Source organism: Burkholderia pyrrocinia (genome assembly GCF_018417535.1).
Classification (GTDB): Bacteria; Pseudomonadota; Gammaproteobacteria; order Burkholderiales; family Burkholderiaceae; genus Burkholderia; species Burkholderia pyrrocinia_E.
In genome coordinates this window covers 3,393,757-3,416,026 of the sequence record NZ_CP070977.1, presented here as the reverse complement: position 1 = coordinate 3,416,026, position 22,270 = coordinate 3,393,757, and the positions used below count along the sequence as shown (strand labels likewise).

General features: G+C 68.3%; 15 protein-coding genes. 10 read left to right on the top strand and 5 right to left on the bottom strand.

Features of this window, described 5'->3' with window-relative positions:
* Positions 1-260: 260 nt before the first annotated feature.
* The 9 genes from aceK (at position 261) to bioB (ending at position 10,560) form a co-directional block, all read left to right on the top strand.
* Positions 261-2,078, top strand: coding sequence for a bifunctional isocitrate dehydrogenase kinase/phosphatase (aceK, locus tag JYG32_RS15865; RefSeq protein WP_174382643.1), 1,818 nt, complete (start codon positions 261-263; stop codon positions 2,076-2,078).
* 57 nt (positions 2,079-2,135) lie between these two features.
* The gene (gene can, locus JYG32_RS15860) at positions 2,136-2,903 is read left to right on the top strand and encodes a carbonate dehydratase (RefSeq protein ID WP_174382644.1); all 768 of its coding nucleotides are present in this window, start codon (positions 2,136-2,138) and stop codon (positions 2,901-2,903) included.
* Positions 2,904-3,014: 111 nt separating this feature from the next.
* Positions 3,015-3,692, top strand: a complete 678-nt coding sequence (locus JYG32_RS15855; RefSeq protein ID WP_174382645.1) for an SDR family oxidoreductase — start codon at positions 3,015-3,017, stop codon at positions 3,690-3,692.
* 39 nt (positions 3,693-3,731) lie between these two features.
* A complete protein-coding gene (locus JYG32_RS15850; protein WP_174382646.1) occupies positions 3,732-4,169 on the top strand; it encodes a YchJ family protein in 438 nt (145 codons plus the stop codon).
* Between the two features lie 106 nt (positions 4,170-4,275).
* The gene (locus JYG32_RS15845; protein ID WP_213264053.1) at positions 4,276-5,550 is read left to right on the top strand and encodes a dienelactone hydrolase family protein; all 1,275 of its coding nucleotides are present in this window, start codon (positions 4,276-4,278) and stop codon (positions 5,548-5,550) included.
* A gap of 496 nt (positions 5,551-6,046) precedes the next feature.
* On the top strand, positions 6,047-7,390 hold the full coding sequence (bioA, locus tag JYG32_RS15840; RefSeq protein WP_213264052.1) for an adenosylmethionine--8-amino-7-oxononanoate transaminase: 1,344 nt from the start codon (positions 6,047-6,049) through the stop codon (positions 7,388-7,390).
* The gene (gene bioF, locus JYG32_RS15835) at positions 7,387-8,580 is read left to right on the top strand and encodes an 8-amino-7-oxononanoate synthase (protein ID WP_213264051.1); all 1,194 of its coding nucleotides are present in this window, start codon (positions 7,387-7,389) and stop codon (positions 8,578-8,580) included. Before bioA ends, bioF begins: the two co-directional genes overlap by 4 nt.
* A gap of 199 nt (positions 8,581-8,779) precedes the next feature.
* Positions 8,780-9,499, top strand: coding sequence for a dethiobiotin synthase (gene bioD / locus JYG32_RS15830; RefSeq protein WP_213264050.1), 720 nt, complete (start codon positions 8,780-8,782; stop codon positions 9,497-9,499).
* A 41-nt stretch (positions 9,500-9,540) separates the two neighbouring features.
* Complete coding sequence (gene bioB / locus JYG32_RS15825; RefSeq protein ID WP_174382650.1) at positions 9,541-10,560, top strand: biotin synthase BioB; 1,020 nt, start codon at positions 9,541-9,543, stop codon at positions 10,558-10,560.
* Positions 10,561-10,617: 57 nt separating this feature from the next.
* Here bioB and JYG32_RS15820 read toward each other — a convergent pair whose 3' ends face one another.
* The 3 genes from JYG32_RS15820 to JYG32_RS15810 form a co-directional block, all read right to left on the bottom strand.
* On the bottom strand, positions 10,618-11,703 hold the full coding sequence (locus tag JYG32_RS15820; RefSeq protein ID WP_213264049.1) for a suppressor of fused domain protein: 1,086 nt from the start codon (positions 11,701-11,703) through the stop codon (positions 10,618-10,620).
* A gap of 83 nt (positions 11,704-11,786) precedes the next feature.
* Positions 11,787-12,512 (bottom strand): copper homeostasis protein CutC, encoded by a 726-nt coding sequence (locus JYG32_RS15815; RefSeq protein ID WP_213264048.1) that lies wholly within the window; start codon positions 12,510-12,512, stop codon positions 11,787-11,789.
* A gap of 124 nt (positions 12,513-12,636) precedes the next feature.
* The gene (locus tag JYG32_RS15810) at positions 12,637-13,923 is read right to left on the bottom strand and encodes a sensor domain-containing phosphodiesterase (RefSeq protein ID WP_174384391.1); all 1,287 of its coding nucleotides are present in this window, start codon (positions 13,921-13,923) and stop codon (positions 12,637-12,639) included.
* Positions 13,924-14,219: 296 nt separating this feature from the next.
* On the opposite strand from JYG32_RS15810, the gene JYG32_RS15805 reads away from it, so the two are divergent.
* Positions 14,220-15,887, top strand: a complete 1,668-nt coding sequence (locus JYG32_RS15805) for a Na+/H+ antiporter (protein WP_213264047.1) — start codon at positions 14,220-14,222, stop codon at positions 15,885-15,887.
* 85 nt (positions 15,888-15,972) lie between these two features.
* Here JYG32_RS15805 and JYG32_RS15800 read toward each other — a convergent pair whose 3' ends face one another.
* Together JYG32_RS15800 and JYG32_RS15795 are read right to left on the bottom strand one after the other, a co-directional pair.
* The gene (locus JYG32_RS15800) at positions 15,973-19,545 is read right to left on the bottom strand and encodes an indolepyruvate ferredoxin oxidoreductase family protein (RefSeq protein WP_213264046.1); all 3,573 of its coding nucleotides are present in this window, start codon (positions 19,543-19,545) and stop codon (positions 15,973-15,975) included.
* Between the two features lie 1,826 nt (positions 19,546-21,371).
* Positions 21,372-21,929: a sugar O-acetyltransferase gene (locus JYG32_RS15795; protein ID WP_213264045.1), complete on the bottom strand. Its 558-nt coding sequence runs from the start codon at positions 21,927-21,929 to the stop codon at positions 21,372-21,374.
* Between the last annotated feature and the right edge of the window lie 341 nt (positions 21,930-22,270).

The window sequence follows — 22,270 nt, the reverse complement described above, 5'->3', positions numbered from 1 at the left end:
CAGCCGGCGGCGGGCGTTGCGTCGATTCTATCGCCGTCCCGCGAAACGCGTGCCCGGCGGCCGCCGGCCCGTCAAAAAAAGTTCGTGTCAGAATCGGTCCCGTACCCGTATCTTTACGCGAAGATGCTCCGAACGGCGCCCAACGACGGATAACCCGCCGCTTGCCGGCCGGCCACGCGTCGCCGCAAAGTCCTTGAATCGCCCGCTTGGGCGCTAAAATGACGAGTGCTTACAGCCCCTCCTGAACGAGCCTGCACGCGATGAATCACTTCCCCAAACTGCTGTCGTCGCAGATCGGTTTCGACGTCGCGCAGACGATGCTCGAATACTTCGACCGCCACTACCGGATCTTCCGCGAAGCGGCCGTCGAGGCCAAGACGCTGTTCGAGCACACCGACTGGCACGGGCTGCAGCGGCTCGCGCGCGAGCGGATCACGTCGTACGACGATCGCGTGCAGGAATGCGTCGAGGTGCTGGAAGACGAATACGACGCGGAGAACATCGACGACGAAGTCTGGCAGCAGATCAAGCTGCACTACATCGGCCTGCTCACGTCGCATCGCCAGCCCGAATGCGCGGAGACGTTCTTCAATTCGGTGTGCTGCAAGATCCTGCACCGCTCGTATTTCAGCAACGATTTCATCTTCGTGCGCCCTGCGATCTCGACCGAGTATCTCGAGAACGACGAGCCGGCCGCGAAACCGACCTACCGTGCGTACTACCCGGGCACCGACGGGCTCGCGGTCACGCTCGAGCGCATCGTCACGAACTTCCAGCTCGAGCCGCCGTTCGAGGATCTCGAGCGCGACATCGCGTGCGCGATGCAGGCGATCCACGACGAATTCGGCCACTTCGACGCAGCGCCGAATTTCCAGATCCACGTGCTGTCGTCGCTGTTCTTCCGCAACAAGAGCGCGTACATCGTCGGCCGCATCATCAATGCCGACCGCCTGCTGCCGTTCGCGGTGCCGATCCGCCACGTGCGCCCGGGCCTGCTCGCGCTCGATACCGTGCTGCTGCGCCGCGACCTGCTGCAGATCATCTTCAGCTTCTCGCACTCGTACTTCCTCGTCGACATGAACGTGCCGTCGGCGTACGTCGACTTCCTGTGCACGATCATGCCCGGCAAGCCGAAGGCCGAGATCTACACGTCGGTCGGCCTGCAGAAGCAGGGCAAGAACCTGTTCTATCGCGACCTGCTGCACCACCTGTCGCATTCGAGCGACCGCTTCATCATCGCGCCCGGGATCAAGGGCCTCGTGATGCTCGTGTTCACGCTGCCGTCGTTCCCGTACGTGTTCAAGATCATCAAGGATCACTTCCCGCCGCCGAAGGAAACGACGCGCGCGCAGATCATGGAGAAGTACCAGCTCGTGAAGCGCCACGACCGCCTCGGGCGGATGGCCGACACGCTCGAGTATTCGAGCGTCGCGCTGCCGCTCGCGCGGCTCGACCACGCGCTCGTGCGCGAGCTGGAGAAGGAAGTGCCGTCGCTGCTCGAATACGAGGACGACAATCTCGTGATCAAGCACCTGTACATCGAGCGCCGGATGACGCCGCTGAACCTGTACCTGCAGAACGGCACCGACGCGGACGTCGAGCACGGCGTGAAGGAGTACGGCAATGCGGTGAAGGAGCTGATGAAGGCGAACATCTTCCCCGGCGACATGCTGTACAAGAACTTCGGCGTCACGCGCCACGGCCGCGTCGTGTTCTACGACTACGACGAGATCGAGTACCTGACCGACTGCAACGTGCGCCGCGTGCCGCCGCCGCGCAACGAGGAAGACGAGCTGTCCGGCGAACCGTGGTATACCGTCGGCCCGCACGACATCTTTCCGGAAACCTACGGACCGTTCCTGCTCGGCGACCCGCGCGTGCGGGGCGTGTTCATGAAGCATCACGCGGACTTTTTCGATCCCGCGCTGTGGCAGGCGAGCAAGGACAAGCTGCTGCAGGGCGAATTGCCCGATTTTTACCCGTACGACGCGGCGCTGCGTTTTTGCGTGCGCTACCCCGCGCGCTTCCGCGCGACGGACCAGAACGACGGTGAAGGCGACGCGCAGCGCGCCGCCTGACGCCGGTTACACCGAACCCGATATCGACCCGATTTCCGAAAAACGGAATCCACACCGATGAACAACCCAGTCAACCCGCTCTCGCACCTGTTCGACAACAACGACGCCTGGGTCAGGCGCAAGCTCGCCGACGATCCCGAGTTCTTCACGCGCCTCGCCGACCAGCAGGCGCCGGAATATCTGTGGATCGGCTGCTCGGATTCGCGCGTGCCGGCGAACCAGATCATCGGCCTGCCGCCGGGCGAAGTGTTCGTGCACCGCAATATCGCGAACGTCGTCGTGCACAGCGACCTGAACTGCCTGTCGGTGATCCAGTTCGCGGTCGACATCCTGCGCGTGAAGCACATCATGGTCGTCGGCCACTACGGCTGCTCGGGTGTGAACGCGGCGCTGCACAACCGCCGCGTCGGCCTCGCGGACAACTGGCTGCATCACGTGCAGGACGTGCGCGAGCGCCACGCCGCGCTGCTCGACGAATGGCCGGTCGGCGAAGCGCGCTATCGCCGCCTGATCGAGTTGAATTCGATCGAGCAGGTCGTCAACGTGTGCCGCACGACGATCGTCAACGACGCATGGGCACGCGGCCAGTCGCTCACCGTGCACGGGCTCGTGTACGGCGTGCACGACGGCCGGATGCGCAACCTCGGGATGGCCGTGTCGAACTTCGACGCGCTCGACGAAACCTACAAGCGCTGCGTGGCCGCACTCACCGCACGCGGCCAGCACGCGCCCGACAACGACATGGTCGCAGCGGACGCCGCGCAGCTCGACGGCGTCGCGCAGGCGGTCGCCGGCACGCTGAAGCCGTGCGACGACGCAAAGTAACGCCGAAGCCCCTGCGACGGCGTCGGCGATGCCACGCAACCGCGACAGGCATCGAACGGATCTGATACCGGCACCGCCGCGACGGCGGTGCCAACGAAAGGAGCGGCGAACATGAAAACCGTACTGATCGTCGGCGCATCGCGCGGCCTCGGCCGCGAATTCGTCCGGCAATACCGGCGCGACGGCTGGAACGTGATCGCCACCGCGCGCGACGAAGCGTCGCTTGCCGCGCTGCGCGCGCTCGGCGCACAAGCGCATGCGCTCGACATCGCGCAGCCCGAGCAGATCGCGGCGCTCGGCTGGAAGCTCGACGGCGAACGGCTCGATGCAGCCGTGCTCGTGTCGGGCGTGTACGGGCCGCGCACCGAAGGCGTCGAGACGATCACCGCCGAGGATTTCGACGCGGTGATGCACACGAACGTGCGCGGGCCGATGCAGTTGCTGCCGATCCTGCTGCCGCTCGTCGAGGATGCGCGCGGCGTGCTGGCCGTCGTGTCGAGCCGGATGGGCAGCATCGCCGAGGCGACCGGCACGACCGGCTGGCTGTACCGCGCGAGCAAGGCCGCGCTGAACGACGTGCTGCGCATCGCGTCGCTGCAGACGCGCCACGCCGCGTGCCTCTCGCTGCATCCCGGCTGGGTGCGCACCGACATGGGCGGCGCGCAGGCCGCGATCGATCCGGAAACCAGCGTGACCGGCATGCGCCGCGTGATCGCCGAAGCCGGCGCGGACGTGTCGCAGGCGAACGGCCGTTTCTTCCAGTACGACGGCATCGAGCTGAGCTGGTAAGCCGAACCGACAACCCGGCGTCGTTAATTCCCGTTTCGCATGATTTTGAACCGACCTGACGCGTGCCCGTGCGGCGGCGCGTCCCCCGCCCCCGCCGGCAAAGCGCCGGCCCCGCGCTATGCGGCCTGCTGCGGCCGCTTCATCGACGGCGGCGAAGCCGCGCCGACCGCGCTCGAGTTAATGCGTTCGCGGTACAGCGCGTACGTGCTCGGCGCGACCGGCTACCTGCGCGCGACGTGGGCCGCGCGCACCTGCCCGCCCGATCTCGACACCGACCCCGAAGCGCCCGACGCGCCGCGCTGGCTCGGCCTCGCGGTAAAACGCCATGCGCCGCTCGACGAACGGCACGCGGAGGTCGAGTTCGTGGCCCGCTACAAGGTTGGCGGACGCGCTTACCGGCTCCACGAGACCAGCCGTTTCGAGCGCGACGAGCACGGTTTCTGGCGCTATGTCGACGGCGAAGTAAGTGAACGCTGACAAATAGTTGCTGCGTCAGACGCCGGGTAATTCCCGCATTGCACAACCCGAATTTGTCGGGCTACGATGACCTCGAATTGGTCAAGTTGCATGGCAGGGCTTACGAATGGCGTTCAGCAAGGTATTGGTGGGATGGATGGCGGCCGGTGCGCTGTCGGCCGCTCAGGCCGGTACGCTGCCGAATGCAAATACGGGTACCGGCCCCGCAAGCGGGTCGTTCGCCCACGCCGAACGCTTCGACTACGGCGATTCGAACCTGCCGCAGGTCGCGGCCGGCCTCAACGAGCAAATCCTCCGCATTCCCGCCGATGCTTCGGGCTCCGTCACGCTCGAAGCGACGCTCTTCAAGCCGGACGGCCCCGGCCCGTTCCCGCTCGTCGTCTTCAACCACGGCAAGAACACCGGCGATCTCCATCTGCAGCCGCGCAGCCGGCCGCTCGCGTTCGCGCGCGAATTCGTGCGCCGCGGCTATGCGGTGATCGCACCGAACCGCCAGGGCTTCGCCGGTTCGGGCGGCACGTACCAGCAGGAAGGCTGCAACGTCGGCAAGAACGGTCTCGCACAGGCCGGCGACGTCGACGCGACGGTGCGCTACATGTCGCGCCAGTCGTACGTCGATGCATCGCGCATCGTCGTCGCCGGCACGTCGCACGGCGGCCTCGTGTCGGTCGCGTACGGTACCGAAGCCGCACCGGGCGTGCGCGGCATCATCAACTTCTCCGGCGGGCTGCGCCAGGATCTGTGCGACGGCTGGCAGCGCAACCTCGTCGACGCCTTCGACCAGTACGGCGCGCACACGGCCGTGCGGTCGCTGTGGCTGTACGGCGACAACGATTCGGTGTGGACGCCCGGGCTCGTCGCGCAAATGCACGACGCGTACGTGTCGCACGGCACGCAGGCCCAGTTCATCGATTTCGGCCGCTACAAGGACGACGCGCACCGGCTGATCGTCGATCGCGACGGCGTGCCGGTCTGGTGGCCGGCGGTCAACGCGTTCCTCGACAAGCTGAACCTGCCGACCTCGGTGCGCTACGCGGTCGCCAACCCGCACGAGCCGAAGGCTACCGGCTATGCGGCCATCGACGCGGTCAACGCGGTGCCGTATGTCGACGAAGCCGGCCGCGAAGGCTATCGCCGCTTCCTGAACCAGCACCCGAGCCGCGCGTTCGCGGTGTCCTCGGAAGGCGCGTGGTCGTGGGCCGAAGGCGGCGACGACCCGATGGCGCTCGCGCTCGACAACTGCGCGAAACAGGGCGCGGGCGCGTGCCGGCTGTATGCGGTCAACGACCGCGTCGTGTGGAACACAAACACGACGCAGACGGCCGACAACGGCGACGGCAACACGCACGACACCGACGCGCGCGCGCTGGCTTCGCGCTGACGCGCGGCGGCCCCCCCGCCGCGCCTGTTTCACTTCCTTCCCGCTTCCGCGCCCTTTCTTCCGCGCGCGATCGCATCGCGCGTCGCCGTATTCGCGCGTTCACGCCATCACGCCATCGCCTGCCGTTCGGGCAGCCCGATCTCATCCCGGATTCCGCAGACCATTCCGCCGCCGCGGTTCGCGCCCGGCATCGCTCCGCGTCGCCGCGCCCTCCTTCGACCCCCGATTTTTTGCGATCGCACCGCGCCCCGTCCCGCGATTTTTTTCTGTCGGGTGGGGTCACTCGAACGTCGTCATCTGCGCTCAAATCCGGGCATCTGAACCGTACCGTCCCGAGCCGCTCCGATCTGCGCCGAACTCCCGCCCGACAAGGCTTTGCGGCGTTTGTAACCGCTAGTGCAACGTGTCGCGGAACACGCTAATCTCAGCGCGTTTTCGAATCTGCCGCGCGGCATCCCGTCGATGCCGCGCGGCCGTTTTACCCTTCGGAGTTGCCTTGAGTACGCCAGCCACCGACGACTGGGTCGCGCGCAGCCTGCGCGCGGTCTGGCATCCCTGCACCCAGATGAAGCACCACGAGCGCCTGCCGCTGATCCCGGTCGCGCGCGGCGCGGGCCTGTGGCTGTACGACCGCGACGGCCGTCGTTACTTCGACGCAATCAGCTCGTGGTGGGTCAACCTGTTCGGCCATGCGAACCCGGACATCAACGCGGCGCTGAAGGACCAGCTCGACACGCTCGAGCACGCGATGCTCGCCGGTTGCACGCACGAGAGCGCGATCGAGCTCGCCGAGCGGCTGCACGCGCTCACCGAGCGCACGCTCGGCCATGCGTTCTTCGCGTCGGACGGCGCATCGGCCGTCGAAATCGCGCTGAAGATGAGCTTCCACGCGTGGCGCAACCGCGGCCGCGCGAACAAGCAGGAATTCGTCTGCGTCGCGAACAGCTATCACGGCGAGACGATCGGCGCGCTCGGCGTGACCGACGTCGCGCTGTTCAAGGATGCGTACGACCCGCTGATCCGCCAGGCGCACGTCGTCGCGTCGCCCGATGCGCGCGGCGCGCTGCCGGGCGAGACGGCCGCCGACGTCGCGGGCCGCGCGCTCGCGGACGTGCGGCGCCTGTTCGTCGAACGCGGCGAGCGGATCGCCGCGCTGATCGTCGAGCCGCTGGTGCAGTGCGCGGCCGGCATGGCGATGCACGATCCGTCGTACGTGCGCGGGCTGCGCGCGCTGTGCGACGAATTCGGCGTGCACCTGATCGCCGACGAGATCGCGGTCGGCTGCGGCCGTACCGGCACCTTCTTCGCGTGCGAGCAGGCCGGCGTCTGGCCCGATTTCCTGTGCCTGTCGAAAGGCATCAGCGGCGGCTACCTGCCGCTGTCGCTCGTGCTCACGCGCGACGACGTGTTCGCGGCGTTCTACGACGACGACACGACGCGCGGCTTCCTGCACTCGCATTCGTACACGGGCAACCCGCTCGCATGCCGCGCGGCGGTCGCGACGCTCGACCTGTTCGCGCGCGACGACGTGCTCGCGCAAAACGCGCGCAAGTCGGCCGCGATGCGCGCCGCGCTCGCGCCGCTCGACGCGCACCCGCAGGTGCGCCACCTGCGCGAACGCGGCACGCTGTTCGCATTCGACGTCGCGCTCGACGGCGATGCGGCACGCGGCTTCTCGCGGCGCTTCTTCGAACGCGCGCTCGAACGCGAGCTGCTGCTGCGTCCGATCGGCACGACCGTGTACCTGATGCCGCCGTACGTGATGGGCGACGACGACATCGCGTGGCTCGCGCAGCGTACGCGCGACACGCTCGACGCAACGCTCGCGGAGATCTCATGACGACGACGCCCCTGCTCGACACCCTGCAGCGCGGCCTCGCCGATCTCGACGCGCAAGGGCTGCGCCGCGTGCGCCGCATCGCCGACACCGCGTGCGACGCGCGCATGACCGTCGACGGCCGCGAGATCGTCGGCTTCGCGAGCAACGACTACCTGGGTCTCGCCGCGCATCCCGCGCTCGTCGCCGCATTCGGCGAAGGCGCGCAGCGCTATGGCTCGGGCAGCGGCGGCTCGCACCTGCTCGGCGGCCATTCGCGCGCACACGCGACGCTCGAGGACGAACTCGCGGGCTTCGCGGGCAGCTTCTCCGACGCGCCGCGCGCACTGTACTTCAGCACCGGCTACATGGCGAACCTCGCCGCGATGACGGCGCTCACCGGCAAAGGCGCGACGATCTTCTCCGACGCGCTGAACCACGCATCGCTGATCGACGGCATGCGGCTGTCGCGCGCGAACGTGCAGGTCTATCCGCACGCGGACACGGCCGCGCTCGCCGCGCTGCTCGAAGCGTCGGATGCCGAAACGAAACTGATCGTCAGCGACACCGTGTTCAGCATGGACGGCGACGTCGCGCCGCTCGCCGAACTCGTCGCGCTGGCCGAACGCCACGGCGCCTGGCTCGTCGTCGACGACGCGCACGGCTTCGGCGTGCTCGGCCCGCAGGGCCGCGGCGCGCTCGCGGCCGCCGCGCTGCGTTCGCCGCATCTCGTCTACGTCGGCACGCTCGGCAAGGCGGCCGGCGTCGCGGGCGCGTTCGTCATCGCGCACGAGACGGTGATCGAATGGCTGATCCAGCGCGCGCGCAGCTACATCTTCACGACGGCCGCGCCGCCGGCCGTCGCGCATGCGGTATCGGCCAGCCTGAAGGTGATCGCGGGCGACGAAGGCGACGCACGCCGCGCGCACCTCGCCGCGCTGATCGAGCGCACGCGCGCGCTGCTGCGCAACACGCGCTGGCAACCGGTCGATTCGCACACGGCCGTTCAGCCGCTCGTGATCGGCAGCAACGACGCGACGCTTGCTGCGATGCGCGCGCTCGACGCGCACGGCCTGTGGGTGCCCGCGATCCGGCCGCCGACGGTGCCCGCCGGCACGTCGCGGCTGCGCGTGTCGCTGTCGGCCGCGCATTCGTTCGACGATCTCGCGCGGCTCGAAACCGCGTTGATCGAGGCCAGCGAGGCAGCAAGATGAACCACCCCCACGCTCACTTGCTTTGCATGGGACCGGAGTACGCGCTAAAGCGCTACTCCGGATCGACACGTTCGCTGCCCCCCGAGGGGGCGGCTGCCGTCCACGGTCGGCTTTGCAAAGCCGACCGGCTGCACGGGCGCGGAGCGATGCTCCGCGAATTCCCCGCTACGCCCCTTGGGGCGGCCCGGCGGAAAGCAGCATGACAGCCCCGCTCTCGCTCTTCGTCACCGGCACCGACACCGAAATCGGCAAGACCTTCGTGTCGGCCGCGATGCTGCACGGCTTCGCGCGGCACGGATTGCGCGCGGCCGCGCTGAAGCCGGTCGCGGCCGGCGCGTACGAACGGGACGGCGTCTGGCACAACGAGGACGCCGACCAGCTCGACGCGGCCGCGAACGTCGTGCTGCCGCCCGAACTGCGCACACCGTTCCTGCTGAAGGCGCCTGCCGCGCCGCACATCGTCGCCGCGCAGGAAGGCGTGACGCTCGACATCGGCACGATCGTCGCGTGCCACCGCGAGGCGCTGACGCGCGCGGATATCGTCGTCGTCGAAGGCGCCGGCGGGTTTCGCGTGCCGCTGAACGACACGCAGGACATGGCCGACCTCGCGGTCTCGCTCGGCGTGCCGGTCGTGCTGGTGGTCGGCGTTCGGCTCGGCTGCATCAGCCACGCGCTGCTGACCGCCGACGGGATTCGCCAACGCGGCCTCACGCTCGCGGGCTGGGTCGCGAACCACGTCGACCCGGCGATGTCGTATCCGGACGAAAACGTCGCAACGATCCGCGACTGGCTCGCGCGCGAGCACCGCGCGCCGCTCATCGGCCGCATCCCGCACATGGCGCCGGCCGCCCCCGAATCCGCCGCGGCGATGCTCGACATCGCCGCGCTCGTCGAGTCGCTGCGCACCGCGCAGCATTGACCCAACCGATCCCCCAATCCCGCCCAGGACAGGAAAACGAAATGACCCAAGCCCAGACCGCCGCCGTGCAACCCGACGCGATTCCCGTGGCTGCACCGGCCTCGCAGCGCTGGCGCGTCGCCGACGTCGTCGCGCTGTTCGCACTGCCGTTCAACGACCTGATCTTCCGCGCGCAGCAGGTGCATCGCGAGCACTTCGACGCGAACGCGGTGCAGTTGTCGACGCTGCTGTCGATCAAGACGGGCGGCTGCGAGGAAGATTGCGGCTACTGCTCGCAGTCGTCGCATCACGACACGGGCCTGAAGGCCGAGAAGCTGATGGACGTCGACACGGTGCTCGACGCCGCGCGCGCGGCGAAGGCGAACGGCGCGAGCCGCTTCTGCATGGGCGCCGCGTGGCGCAACCCGAAGGAGCGCCACATGCCGGCGCTGACCGAGATGGTGCGCGGCGTGAAGGAACTCGGCCTCGAGACCTGCATGACGCTCGGCATGCTCGAGGACGAACAGGCGCAGCAACTCGCCGACGCGGGCCTCGACTACTACAACCACAACCTCGACACGTCGCCGGAGTTCTACGGCCAGGTGATCTCGACGCGCACGTACCAGGACCGCCTCGACACGCTCGACCGCGTGCGCGACGCAGGCATCAACGTGTGCTGCGGCGGCATCATCGGGATGGGCGAGTCGCGCCGCGAGCGCGCGGGCCTGATCTCGCAGCTCGCGAACCTGAACCCGTATCCGGAATCGGTGCCGATCAACAACCTCGTGGCGATCGAAGGCACGCCGCTCGAAGGTACCGCGCCGCTCGACCCGTTCGAGTTCGTGCGCACCATCGCGGTCGCGCGCATCACGATGCCGAAGGCCGTCGTGCGCCTGTCGGCCGGCCGCGAGCAGCTCGACGACGCGATGCAGGCGATGTGCTTCCTCGCCGGTGCGAACTCGATGTTCTACGGCGACCAGTTGCTGACGACGAGCAACCCGCAGACGCAGCGCGACCGCGCGCTGTTCGAGCGCCTCGGCATCCGCGCGAGCCAGGCCGACGCGCTGTCGGAAAACGCGTAAGCCGTAGCGTCAGGCACAGCCTGCGAACGAAAAAGCCGGGGCATGCCCCGGCTTTTTTCACCCGATCGTCTGCACCGCGTTGCCCTGCGCGTCGCGGATCACGGTCTTCTCGACGCGCCAGCGCACGCCGTCGAGCCCGTCGATCGCATACTCGCCGGCGCGCGGCTTCAGCGTGCGCGCCAACGCCTGCACCGTCGCATCGGTGAGCCGCAGCGTCAGCGTGCCGTCTTCGTCGGTCACGCCGTTCGCGTCGCCGTGCACGAAGCGCACTGCGCCGTCGTGACCGACCAGGCGGAACGGCCGGTCGAACGGCAGCCGCAACGGCAGCAGCGCGACGAGTTCCTCGGCCTGCCGTGCACCGACGGTAATCTCGACGACCGGCGCGCGCAGCAGCCGCTTGCGCGTTGCCCATCCCAGCACGTCGGTGAACAGGTAGCCGCTCGACGAGCCGTCGCGCTGCGTGCCGGCGTCGACCTGCTCACGCACGTCCGCGCGCTCGAGCAGCGACGCGCGGCCGAGATCGGTCACCCACAGGGGCAGGTGCGGCAGCAGCGTGTCGAGCAGCGCGCGCGTGCGCCAGCGCTTCGCGGCGCGCTCCTCGTCGAGCGTCAGCCCGACGACCTGCAGGAACGCCAGGCGGCCGTGCGGCGTGTCGATCGCCGGCAGTTCCGGATCGAACGCGAAACCCATCGAGCAGAGCGCCGTGCCGGTGTCGAGCGCGATCGGGCCGTTGGCCGTCATCCAGTGGCCGTCGTCGAATGCGTTGCCGCTCTGGAACACGTAGCGCGCGAGGTTCTGCAGGAAGCTGAACGCCCAACGCGGCGGCTCGTCGTCGGCACCGCAGGCGACGCGAATCGTCAGCTCGAACCCGAAGCCGCTGACGGCCGGATCGTCCGACTCCTTCGCATACAGTTCGCTCAGCCCGTACGTGACGAAATGCCAGTGCGGCACCGGCTCCGCGCGCTTCCACACGCTGATCCCGTCGAGCGGATCGGGGCCGCCGAGCCGCCACTTGACCAGCGTGCCGTAGTGCTTCGGCTCCTGGCCCGGATAGAGGTGCGCGAGCGCGCCGTCGATCGCATCCCAGCCCGGCGCGGCATCGTCACCCGCGCCGTCCTGCGTGTCGTGTGTTGCGTCCGTCATGCGGCCCTCTCTCCCGGATGGTGTCTTGGTATGTCGTGCATGCGCGTGCGGCGGCCGCGGCCGCCGTGCGCGTTACACGCGTGTCACACGTGCGCCGCCGCGCCGTCGAGCGCCGCGCGCACCCGCTCGACGAGCTGTCCGTCGACGGGTGCCAGCACCTCGCCGCGCGGCCGCACGCCCGAGCCGAAATGCACCGCGCGCACGCCGGTGGCCCGGACGAAATCGCCGACCGCATCGACGGTGAGCCCCGAGCCGGCCAGCACCGTGCACGTCGACCCTTCTGCGTGCCGCACCATCCGCGCGATCGTCGCGGCCGCGTCGAGCACCGACGGATGGCCGCCCGACGTCAGCACCGACGTGACGGCCGGCACGCGCAGCAGCGCGTCGAACGCGGCGTTGAGGTCGCGCGACACGTCGAACGCGCGATGGAACGTCAGCGCGCGGCCATCCGCGGCCGCCGCGATGCGGCCCAGCGCGCCGAGATCGACGTCGCCGCGCGCATCGAGCGCGCCGAACACGACGCCGTTCGCGCCGGCCGCGACGGCCGCGCGCACATCGCGTTCGATCACGCGCAGATCGTCGGCGTCATAGACGAACGACCGGCTGTGCGGGCGCACGATCACGTTGACGGGAATCGGCACGGCGGCCACGACGGCCTCGATCAGGCCGACGCTCGGCGTCAGCCCGCCTTCGGTGATCGCGGTCACGAGTTCGAGGCGGTCGGCGCCCGAGCGGGCGGCGGCCTTCGCATCGCCAACGGTCGTGGCGATCACTTCGAGGAGGACGGAAGAAGCGGCGTTTCGGTTCATCGGCGGCTCGCGATTCGTCAGGACAATTCGCGCATCCTAGCCGAGCGGCGCGACGGGCGCCAGCGGGCCGGCCGGTGCCGGCGCATCCGGATCGTCGCAACCGCCGCATGCGGTGCCCGCAGCGCTAGCCGGCGTCCGCTTCGTCGTCGACCCAGTCGATATCGCCGCACAACACGCGCTGCGCATCGCCGACGCGCACGGCCACCGACAGCGTCACGCACGGCTGCGCCTCGTTGATCGACAGGTACGGCCGCGTGACCTGCACGCGCCCCGGCTCGGCGATCGCCGATCGGAAATACGGCCGGCGCAGCCAGTTCGCGCCCTGCGCGTCCGCCAGCGGCGAGAAGCGTGCCTCGCTCAGCGCGCGGTCGGCGCGCAGCACGACGTTGCGGCCCGACTGCCGGCCGTGTGCGTCAAGCAGGAAGCAGCGCGCGGCGGCATCCAGCGCGAGGAAATTCCAGCACACCTCGTCGAGCGGCTCGCCGCCCGCGAGACGCTCGGCCGCGCGCTCGAACGCGCGCAGGTACGGCGCGAGCCGCTGTGCGTCACGCCGCTCGCGCGCTTCGGTCTGCAGACGAAAACGCTCGGTCAGCTCGCCGATGCAGCCGGACGCGGCCGCGCTGTCGGGCAGCCCCGGCGCCGGGCGGCCGAAGTAGTAGCCCTGCACGAAATCGGCCTCGCACGACAGCGCGATCTGCGCCTCGTGCTCGGTCTCGATCCCTTCGACGAGCACGAGCTTGCCGGCCTCGTGCAGCAGCGTCACGAGCCCGTGCAGGATTGCGGTGAGCCCCGTGCGGTGCGCCGCGTGCGACAGCATGATCCGGTCGAGCTTCACGATGTCCGGGTTCAGCTGCCAGATCCGCTCGAGGTTCGAGTGACCCGCACCGAAATCGTCGAGCGCGATCAGGAAGCCGTGCGTGCGGAATTCGCGCACGGCCTCGGCGAGCCGCTCGACGTCGTCCGCGCGCTGTTCGAGCACCTCGAGCACGACGCGGCGCGGCGGCATGCCGAGCCGCTTCAGGTTCGCGAGCAGCGCGGCCGCCTGGAACGGGTCGGTGAGCACGCCCGGATGGACGTTGAGAAACAGCCACTCGCGCTCGGCGCCGAGCAGCGCGAAGTTCTCGAGATGCAGCGCCTGCGCGAGCCGGTCGAGCTGCAGCAGTTCGCCCTGGCGCGCGGCTTCGCCGAACACGTCGAGCGGCGACACGGCGCGGTCGAGCGCATCGTGCGCGCGCAGCAGCGCCTCGTAGCCGACCGCACGCTGGTGCGACAGGCTGAATATCGGCTGGAACACGCTCGTGAGCGTCAGGTCGCGATACTGCGTTGCCAGACGTTCGAGGCCGGAGCTCATCTCCCGCTCGAAACGGTACGGCGACGCGGCGGCCGGACGCTCCTGTTGCACGGTCGTCATGCCTTCCTCCTGGTGAAGCACTCGAACGCGGCGGCCGACGAAACGGACGGCGCGTGCAATGTCATGGTTGGACCCTCGGTTGTCCGGTCGGTACCGGACGGCTGACCAGCATCAAGCAAGCTCCGTGCAAGGCGCGAACAACCCATGCGCCGCGCGGGCGCGCCGGGCCGCCGCACCACCGTGGCACACGCCCGACGCACCATTTTCGTGCGCGCGCACCGGCCTCTCGAGCGCACCCGTCACGCGAGCACGCTACACTCCGTACGATCGTTTCATTTCCCGTATCCGCCGTATCGATGGAAATCGTTTTCACAGTCCTGATCCTGCTGCTGACCGTTGCGCTGTCCGGCGCCGCCACGCGCATCCTGCCATTGCAACTGCCGCTGCCGCTGATGCAGATCGCGTTCGGCGCGATGCTCGCGTGGCCGAAGCTGAACCTGCACGTCACGTTCGATCCCGAAATCTTCATGCTGCTGTTCATCCCGCCGCTGCTGTTCGCGGACGGCTGGCGGATTCCGAAACGCGAGTTGTACCTGCAGCGCCGCGCGATCCTGATGCTCGCGTTCGGGCTCGTGTTCATGACGGTACTCGCAGTGGGCTACTTCGCGCATTGGCTGATTCCCGAGTTGCCGCTGCCGATCGCGTTCGCGCTCGCGGCCGTGCTGTCGCCGACCGACGCGGTCGCGCTGTCGGGCATCGCCGGCAAAGGCAGGATCCCGCCGCAACTGATGCACATCCTCGAAGGCGAGGCGCTGATGAACGACGCGTCGGGCCTCGTCGCGCTGAAGTTCGCGATCGCGGCGGCGCTGACCGGCATGTTCTCGCTGCGCGCCGCGTCGGTCACGTTCGTGATCGTCGCCGCCGGCGGGCTCGCGACGGGCGCGATCGTGTCGTGGGTGTTCAGCGCGCTGTCGACCCGCTTCCTGAACGCCGAGCAGGAAGGCGATCCGGCCCCCGGCATCGTGATGACGCTGCTCGTGCCGTTCGCGGCCTACCTGTTCGCCGAGCACCTCGATCTGTCGGGCGTGCTCGCGGCCGTGTCGGCCGGGATGATGATGAATTACACGAGCTTTTCGCGCAAAAGCACCGTCGCGTCGCGCGTGCGCGCCGAAAGCACGTGGGCGATGATCGAGTTCGTGTTCAACGGCATGGTGTTCATCATGCTCGGGCTGCAGTTGCCGCACATCATCGGCCGCGCGCTCGTCGACGCGCACCATACGAGCGACGCGCTCGTCGGCCGGATGATCTTCAACGTAGGTGCGATGATGCTCGCGCTGTATGCGATCCGCTTCCTGTGGGTCTGGCTGCTGCGCTGGATCGCGAGCCGCCGCGCCGCGCGCCACGGCCTCGCGGGCACGATGGCCGGCGTGCGCACGATCGCGGTGATGACGGTCGGCGGCGTGCGCGGCGCGGTCACGCTCGCCGGCGTGCTGTCGATCCCGGTCGCGCTCGCCGACGGCGCGCCGCTGCCGGGGCGCGACACCGCGATCTTCGTCGCGTCAGCCGTGATCCTCGGCTCGCTCATCGTCGCGGTGGTCGGCCTGCCGCTGCTGCTGCGCGGCGTGCGCTCGTCGCGCAACCCGCTCGCCGACGAGGAGCGCACCGCGCGCTCGGCCGCCGCGCAGGCCGCGATCCGCGCGATCGACTTGTCGCACGACGCGATCTCGGCCGATCTCGACGAATCGGGCGCGGCGCGCTGCGCGGACATCTCGGCGCGCGTGATGGACCAGTACCGCCGCCGGCTCGCCGCGCTCGCGGAGGACGGCCCCACGCCGCGCGCCGAAGCAAAGCAGAGCGAAACGATGGAACTGCAGATGCGGATCGCCGCGATCCGCGCGGAGCGCTCGGTGCTGTACCGGCTGCGCAGCGACAGCAAGATTTCCGACGAGACGCTGACGAAGCTGATCCGCGAAATCGACCTGTCGGAAACCGCGCTGTCGACGCGCAAGAAAGGCATTCTCTGACGAGCGCTCGATGCCCGGAAGCAACCGCCCAAAAAAAAACGGCGACGCCGCAGCATCGCCGTTTTTACATCCGCCCGCGTTCGCGTTACTTCGCGACGACGACCGGAATCCCCTTCAGCATGCCCGCCCCCTTCATCTCGTCGAGCGCGTGCTGCACGGCCGCGCTCGTCGCCGCGTCGATGCCGAGCTGCAGCGCCAGTTCGCGCTCCGCGCGCTTCACGCCGGCCAGGTTGCGCACCTTCACGTGACCGAAGCCGCGCACACGGGCGTGCAGGTCGGCCAGTTGCGCGACCTGCGCCGCATTGCCGGGCGTCATCGCGGCGAGCGCACGTGCGAGCGTCGTCTCGTAGTCGTCGGCGAGTGCGCGCTCCATCCTGCGCTCGACAGTGCGGCCGAACGGATCGAGCCACGTGCCGCGCAGGCTGCGCACGCGCGCCAGCATGCCGAACACCAGCCACATCCACTGGCCGAACACGCGCTTCTTCGGCACGCCGCCATCGCTGCCGGCCTTCGCGATCGTCGGCGGCGCGAGGTTGAACTTCACGCGATATGCGTGGCCCGGCACGCCTTCGAACTGCGCTTCGAGCGCCGTGCGGAATGCGTCGTCGGTGTAAAGCCGCGCGACCTCGTATTCGTCCTTCACCGCGAGCAGCCGGTAGAACGTCGTCGCGACCGCACGCGTCAGCGCGTCGTCGCCCTTCGCGGCCGCTGCGTTCACGAGCGCACGGTAGCGCTCGACGTAGCGCGCGCCGCCGTACGCATCGAGACGCGCTTCGCGATCGGCGACCAGTTCGGCAAGCGTTTCCGGCGCGGCGTGCGTGGCCACCGCGTGACGCGCATTCCACAACGCATCGAGGCCCGCCGCATCGCCGGCCGCCATCCGGCCGATCGAGAACGCGAGCTTGTTCATCGGCACCGCGACGTTGTTCAGCTCGATCGCGCGCATCATCGCGGCGAGCGACACCGGCACGAGGCCGAGCTGCCACGCGTAGCCGAGCATCAGGATGTTCGCGCCGATCGAATCGCCAAGGAACTTCGCGGCGAGCGCCTGCGCGTCGCAGCTCGACAGGTAGCCGTCGCCGGCCGCGTGGTGCATCTTTTCGAGCAGCGCGTCCGCATGCAGGTTCGCGTCGGGGTTCTGCACGAACGACGCGTTCGGGATCCGGTGCGTGTTGACGACGATCCGCGAACGCTCGTGACGCACCGTCTGCAGTGCTTCGGCACTCGCGCCGACGACCATGTCGCACGCGAGCAGCACGTCGGCCTGCTGCGTGTCGATGCGCACCTGGTTCAGCCATCGGTCGCTCGCGGCGATCCGCACGAACGACAGCACCGAGCCGCCCTTCTGCGCGAAGCCCATGAAGTCGAGCACCGATGCGCTCTTGCCTTCGAGGTGCGCGGCCATGCTGATCAGCGCGCCGACCGTCACGACGCCCGTGCCGCCGACACCCGTCACGAGCATGTCGAACGGCGCCGCATCGAGATGCGTCGCGGGCACCGGCAGCGCGTCGACGCGCGCGGCGAGCGCCGCTTCGTCGAACGCGGCACCCGCGGCCTTCTTCAGCGCCGCGCCTTCGACCGTCACGAAGCTCGGGCAGAAGCCGTTCACGCACGAATAGTCCTTGTTGCACGACGACTGGTCGATGCGTCGCTTGCGGCCGAGCGGCGTCTCGAGCGGCTCGACCGACAGGCAGTTCGACTGCACGCCGCAGTCGCCGCAGCCTTCGCACACCGCATCGTTGATGAACAGGCGCTTGTCCGGGTCGGGGAACTCGCCCTTCTTGCGGCGGCGGCGCTTCTCGGCCGCGCAGGTCTGGTCGTAGATCAGCACGGTGACGCCCGGCGTCTCGCGCAACTCGCGCTGCACCGCGTCGAGCTCGCTGCGGTGATGGAACGTGGTGCCCGTCGGGAACTGCCCGTGATGGCCGTCGTACTTCTCCGGTTCGTCGGACACGACGACGAAGCGCGACACGCCTTCCGCCTCGACCTGCCGCGCGATCTGCGGCACCGAGATGCTGCCGTCGACCGGCTGGCCGCCCGTCATCGCGACCGCATCGTTGTAGAGGATCTTGTACGTGATGTTCGCTTTCGCGGCGACCGCCTGGCGGATCGCGAGGATGCCCGAGTGGAAGTAGGTGCCGTCGCCGAGGTTCTGGAACACGTGCTTCGTGTTCGTGAACATCGCGTGCGCGGCCCAGTCGACGCCCTCGCCGCCCATCTGGATCAGCCCCGTCGTGTCGCGCTCCATCCACGACGCCATGAAGTGGCAGCCGATGCCGGCCTGCGCGATCGAGCCTTCCGGCACCTTCGTCGACGTGTTGTGCGGGCAGCCCGAGCAGAAGTACGGCGTGCGCTTCACCGCGTCGGCCTCGTTCGACAGGATCTGCGGCGCGACGAGATCGACGACGCGTTCGCGGCGGTCCAGCGCCGGCTTGTGCCGCGCGAGCCATTCGGCGAACACCGGCAGGATGCGCGACGGGCGCAGTTCGCCGAGCTCGGACAGCAGGCAGGCGCCTTGCGCGTCGTGCTTGCCGAGCACGCGCGGCCGCGCGCCTTCCGTGCGGTTGTACAGGTAGTCCTTGATCTGCTGCTCGATGACCGGGCCCTTCTCCTCGATCACGAGCACTTCGGCGAGGCCGTCGACGAAGGTCTCGATGCGCGTCATCTCGAGCGGATACGACAGGCCGACCTTGTAGATCCGCACGCCGGCCGCGTCGAGGTCGGCCACCGTCAGGTCGAGACGGCGCAGCGCTTCCATCAGGTCGAGGTGCGCCTTGCCGCACGTGACGATCCCGACGTTCGCCTGCGCGCTCGGTGCGATCCACTTGTCGATGCTGTTGGTGCGTGCGAAATGACGCACTGCGTCGAGCTTCGCGGCGAGGCGCGCCTCGATCGTGAGGCTCGGCAGGTCGGGCCAGCGGTTGTGCAGGCCGCCCGCCGGCGGCGTGAAGCCAGCCGGCGCCGGCCACTGCGTCTGCAGCGCGTCGAGGTCGACGGTCGAGCCCGACTCGACCGTTTCCGAGATCGCCTTGAAGCCGACCCAGGCGCCCGAGTAGCGCGACAGCGCCCAGCCGTACAGGCCGAATTCGAGCATGTCGGCGATGTTCGCCGGGTTCACGACCGGCATGTGCCACGCGATCATCGCAAAGTCGCTCTGGTGCGGCATCGACGACGACACGCAGCCATGGTCGTCGCCCGCGACGACGAGCACGCCGCCGTGCGGCGACGAACCGTATGCGTTGCCGTGCTTCAGCGCGTCGCCGGCGCGATCGACGCCCGGGCCCTTGCCGTACCACATCGCATACACGCCCTCGACCGTGCGCTCGGGATCGGCCTCGACACGCTGCGTGCCGAGCACGGCCGTGCCGCCGAGTTCCTCGTTGATCGCGGGCAGGAAGCGCACGCCGCCGGCGTCGAGCAGTTTCTGCGCTTTCCACAACTGCTGGTCGACCATGCCGAGCGGCGAGCCGCGGTAGCCGCTGACGAAGCCGGCCGTGTTGAGCCCCTGTTCTGCGTCGACCGTGCGCTGCATCAGCAGCAGGCGGACCAGCGCCTGCGTGCCGGTCAGGAAGATCCTGCCGCGCGTCGCGGTCAGGTTGTCGGTCAGGCGGTAGTCGGACAGGGCGGGCGGGCCGTCGACGGGCAAGCGGGCGGTCATGGGGGATGTCTCCTGATTGTGCTGTTCTGGGCTGCGCGGCGGGGCGTCGGGCGACGCGTGACCGGCGGCAGCGAATGGCTCTATTTTTTCGCGCGCAGGCGAGAATGTTTTTTCTCATCTTGCTCGGACTGGCCCGTAGCGAGAAAAACTGCGCAGCTTTTTACCGGGATTTGAGAGAGTTTTCGCGCACGATGGCGGAGCGGGATGGGCGGGGTGTCGGGACGGCCGGGTGGTTTGCCGGAACAACCGATGCGGGTCCGCAGGCAACCGGCCGGCGCGGCGGCGGGCGCTCGCGCCCCGTGTGACAAGGGTTTCGGCAGCTGCAGGCGGTTCGCCCTCACCATTGGAATGCACAGCGTTTCGAGTGGCGTCGGGGCCGGGATGCCCACATCCGTAATCGGTATCCGATTCGCTCGGGCGCCTACGCTCACCGTTGAAATTCACAGCGTGGCGAGTGGATTTCGACGGTGGATATCCACATCGGATCGGCTGATTTCGTCAATCCGCGATTCACCCTCACCGATCGAATACACAGGATCGCGAGCGGGTGCGCCGGCCGGATATTCACACAGGAACACGCACGCTGCGCAATCGCAGGCCCGCACTCACCGTTGAAATTCACGGGGCTTCAAGTGGCTGCGGTGCCAGTTGTCCACGCTCGAACCGGCACTGCCGTCCTGTCTCGCGCGCACCCTCACCGTCGAAAACCACAGCGCTTCGAGTGGCTGCGGCGGCAGTTGTCCACCGCCCGAACCGGCTCTGCCGTCCAGCCACACGCGCACCCTCACCGTTGAAAACCACTGCGCTTCGAGTGGCTGCGGCGGCAGTTGTCCATGCCCTGCCCCGCGCTGCCGTCCTGTCTCGCGCACACCCTCACCGTCAAAAAACACAGCGCTTCGAGTGGCTTGGAGAGGCGGATATCCACATGGACGAGAATCCGTGGGTCGGCCGTGGAAGTGCGTTTCCGAGGGCCGCGACGGCCGGGAGTCCACGCCCGCATCGGCCCGCTGTCCGATCGGGCATCGACACTCACCTTCGAAATACACAGTGCCGCGAGTCGTTTCGTTAGCCGGATATCCACACTGGAATCCGCGTTGCCTTCGATCGCGTGCTCTCAAGCGAGCCTGAAATACGCGGCGCTTTAGACAGCGTTGTCGGCCGAACGGCCGCGTCTTGACCGGCTGCCCGCCGACAGCGCACTCACGCTCACCATTGAATTGCACAGCGCTTCGAGTCGCTTGAGAAGGTTGGTACGCGCAATGAAATCTGCACGTTGCGGACCGCACGCCCGCGCTCACCGTTAAAATGCACGGCCCTTCGATTGGCTTCCGGAGCCGGAATCCACATCGCCACGCACTCGCGGCTCGGTCACGCATGCGCGCGTTCGGCTAGAATGCGCGGCGCTCCGAATCACACCAGAGGTCGGGAAGCCGCGCCGGAGCAGGCGCGTCGCGCGATCGGGCGCCGACACTCACCGCTGAATTTCACAGCATTTCGCGTCGTTCAGTGGGTCGGTTATCCACACCCCTCTTCATGCATGACGCGGCATCCGGTCATCCTCACCTGTGAAATACACAGGGCGGCGAGTCGTTTCGGTGCGCAGATATCCACAACGGATCGCGCGAAGAAACGTTCATCGGCACATCGGCGGAAGCGGTCTTCACATCAACTTGCAACAATCTGGCGATAGCCGGAAAGCCTTGTCCAGACGGACTCGGCAGCACCCTCACCATTCAAATGCACAGCGTTTCGAGTCGCCTTGGCGGTGAGTTGTCCACATCCGTCCGATTGCGCTCTCTCAAGCCGGCAGACGCTCCCGGGCGACCTCACTCGGCTATCGAACGGATGACCGTTGCCGGATTGCCGCCGACCAGCGTATTCGGCGGAACGTCCTTCGTGACGACGGCCCCGGCCGCGACGACCGAATGCTCGCCCACCGTCACGCCGCCGATGATCGTCGCACCCGCGCCGATCCACACGTTCCTTTCGATCACGATCGGCTTCGCGACAACGAAATCGCGCCGGCGGGAAGGTTCGACCGGATGGCCGGACGTGATGAGGCTGACGTTCGGCCCGATCATCACGTCGTCGCCGATCGCGAGCCCGCCCAGGTCGTAGAACGTGCAGTTCTGGTTGACGAACACGTTGCGCCCGATCTTCATGCCGGCACCGCCCGTTGCATGGAACGGCGGGATCAGCACGAAGCCGTCGTCCACCTGCGTGCCGATCAGTTCGCTGAACAATGCGCGCACGTCGGCCGCATCGTCGAACGTCAGGCGATTGAGCCGCGCGGTGATCGCCATCGCGCGCTTGACCTCGGCCACCATGGCCGCCGATTGCGGCGTTCTTCGCGGAATGATCGTGGTGCGATCGTCGTTTGCCATTTGTTGCTTGTCTCCCTGTACGGTCGAACCGCCGGTCGGCGCGCGACGGCGGCACCGGGTTTGAAGATTTCCGCGTTTCGCGCGGCATCGGCGATCGCGGCTGCATGCTTGCACTGCCATGCGCGCGAGTGCGGCAGGACAGGCGGTGCATTGTAGTGATGCAGGCTTACATCGGAATTTTTCGATATCATTCATAACTAGTTTGTATATGACTAGTTATTCAATAAATCCTAGCGCCAGCAGGCTTCGCCCGGCCCTCCGCCCGATTCACGTCCGCCACACCCCACCGGACGAGACACGCGCAGCGGTCCGCCCCTGGCCGGGCGCCCCTAGCCGGGCGC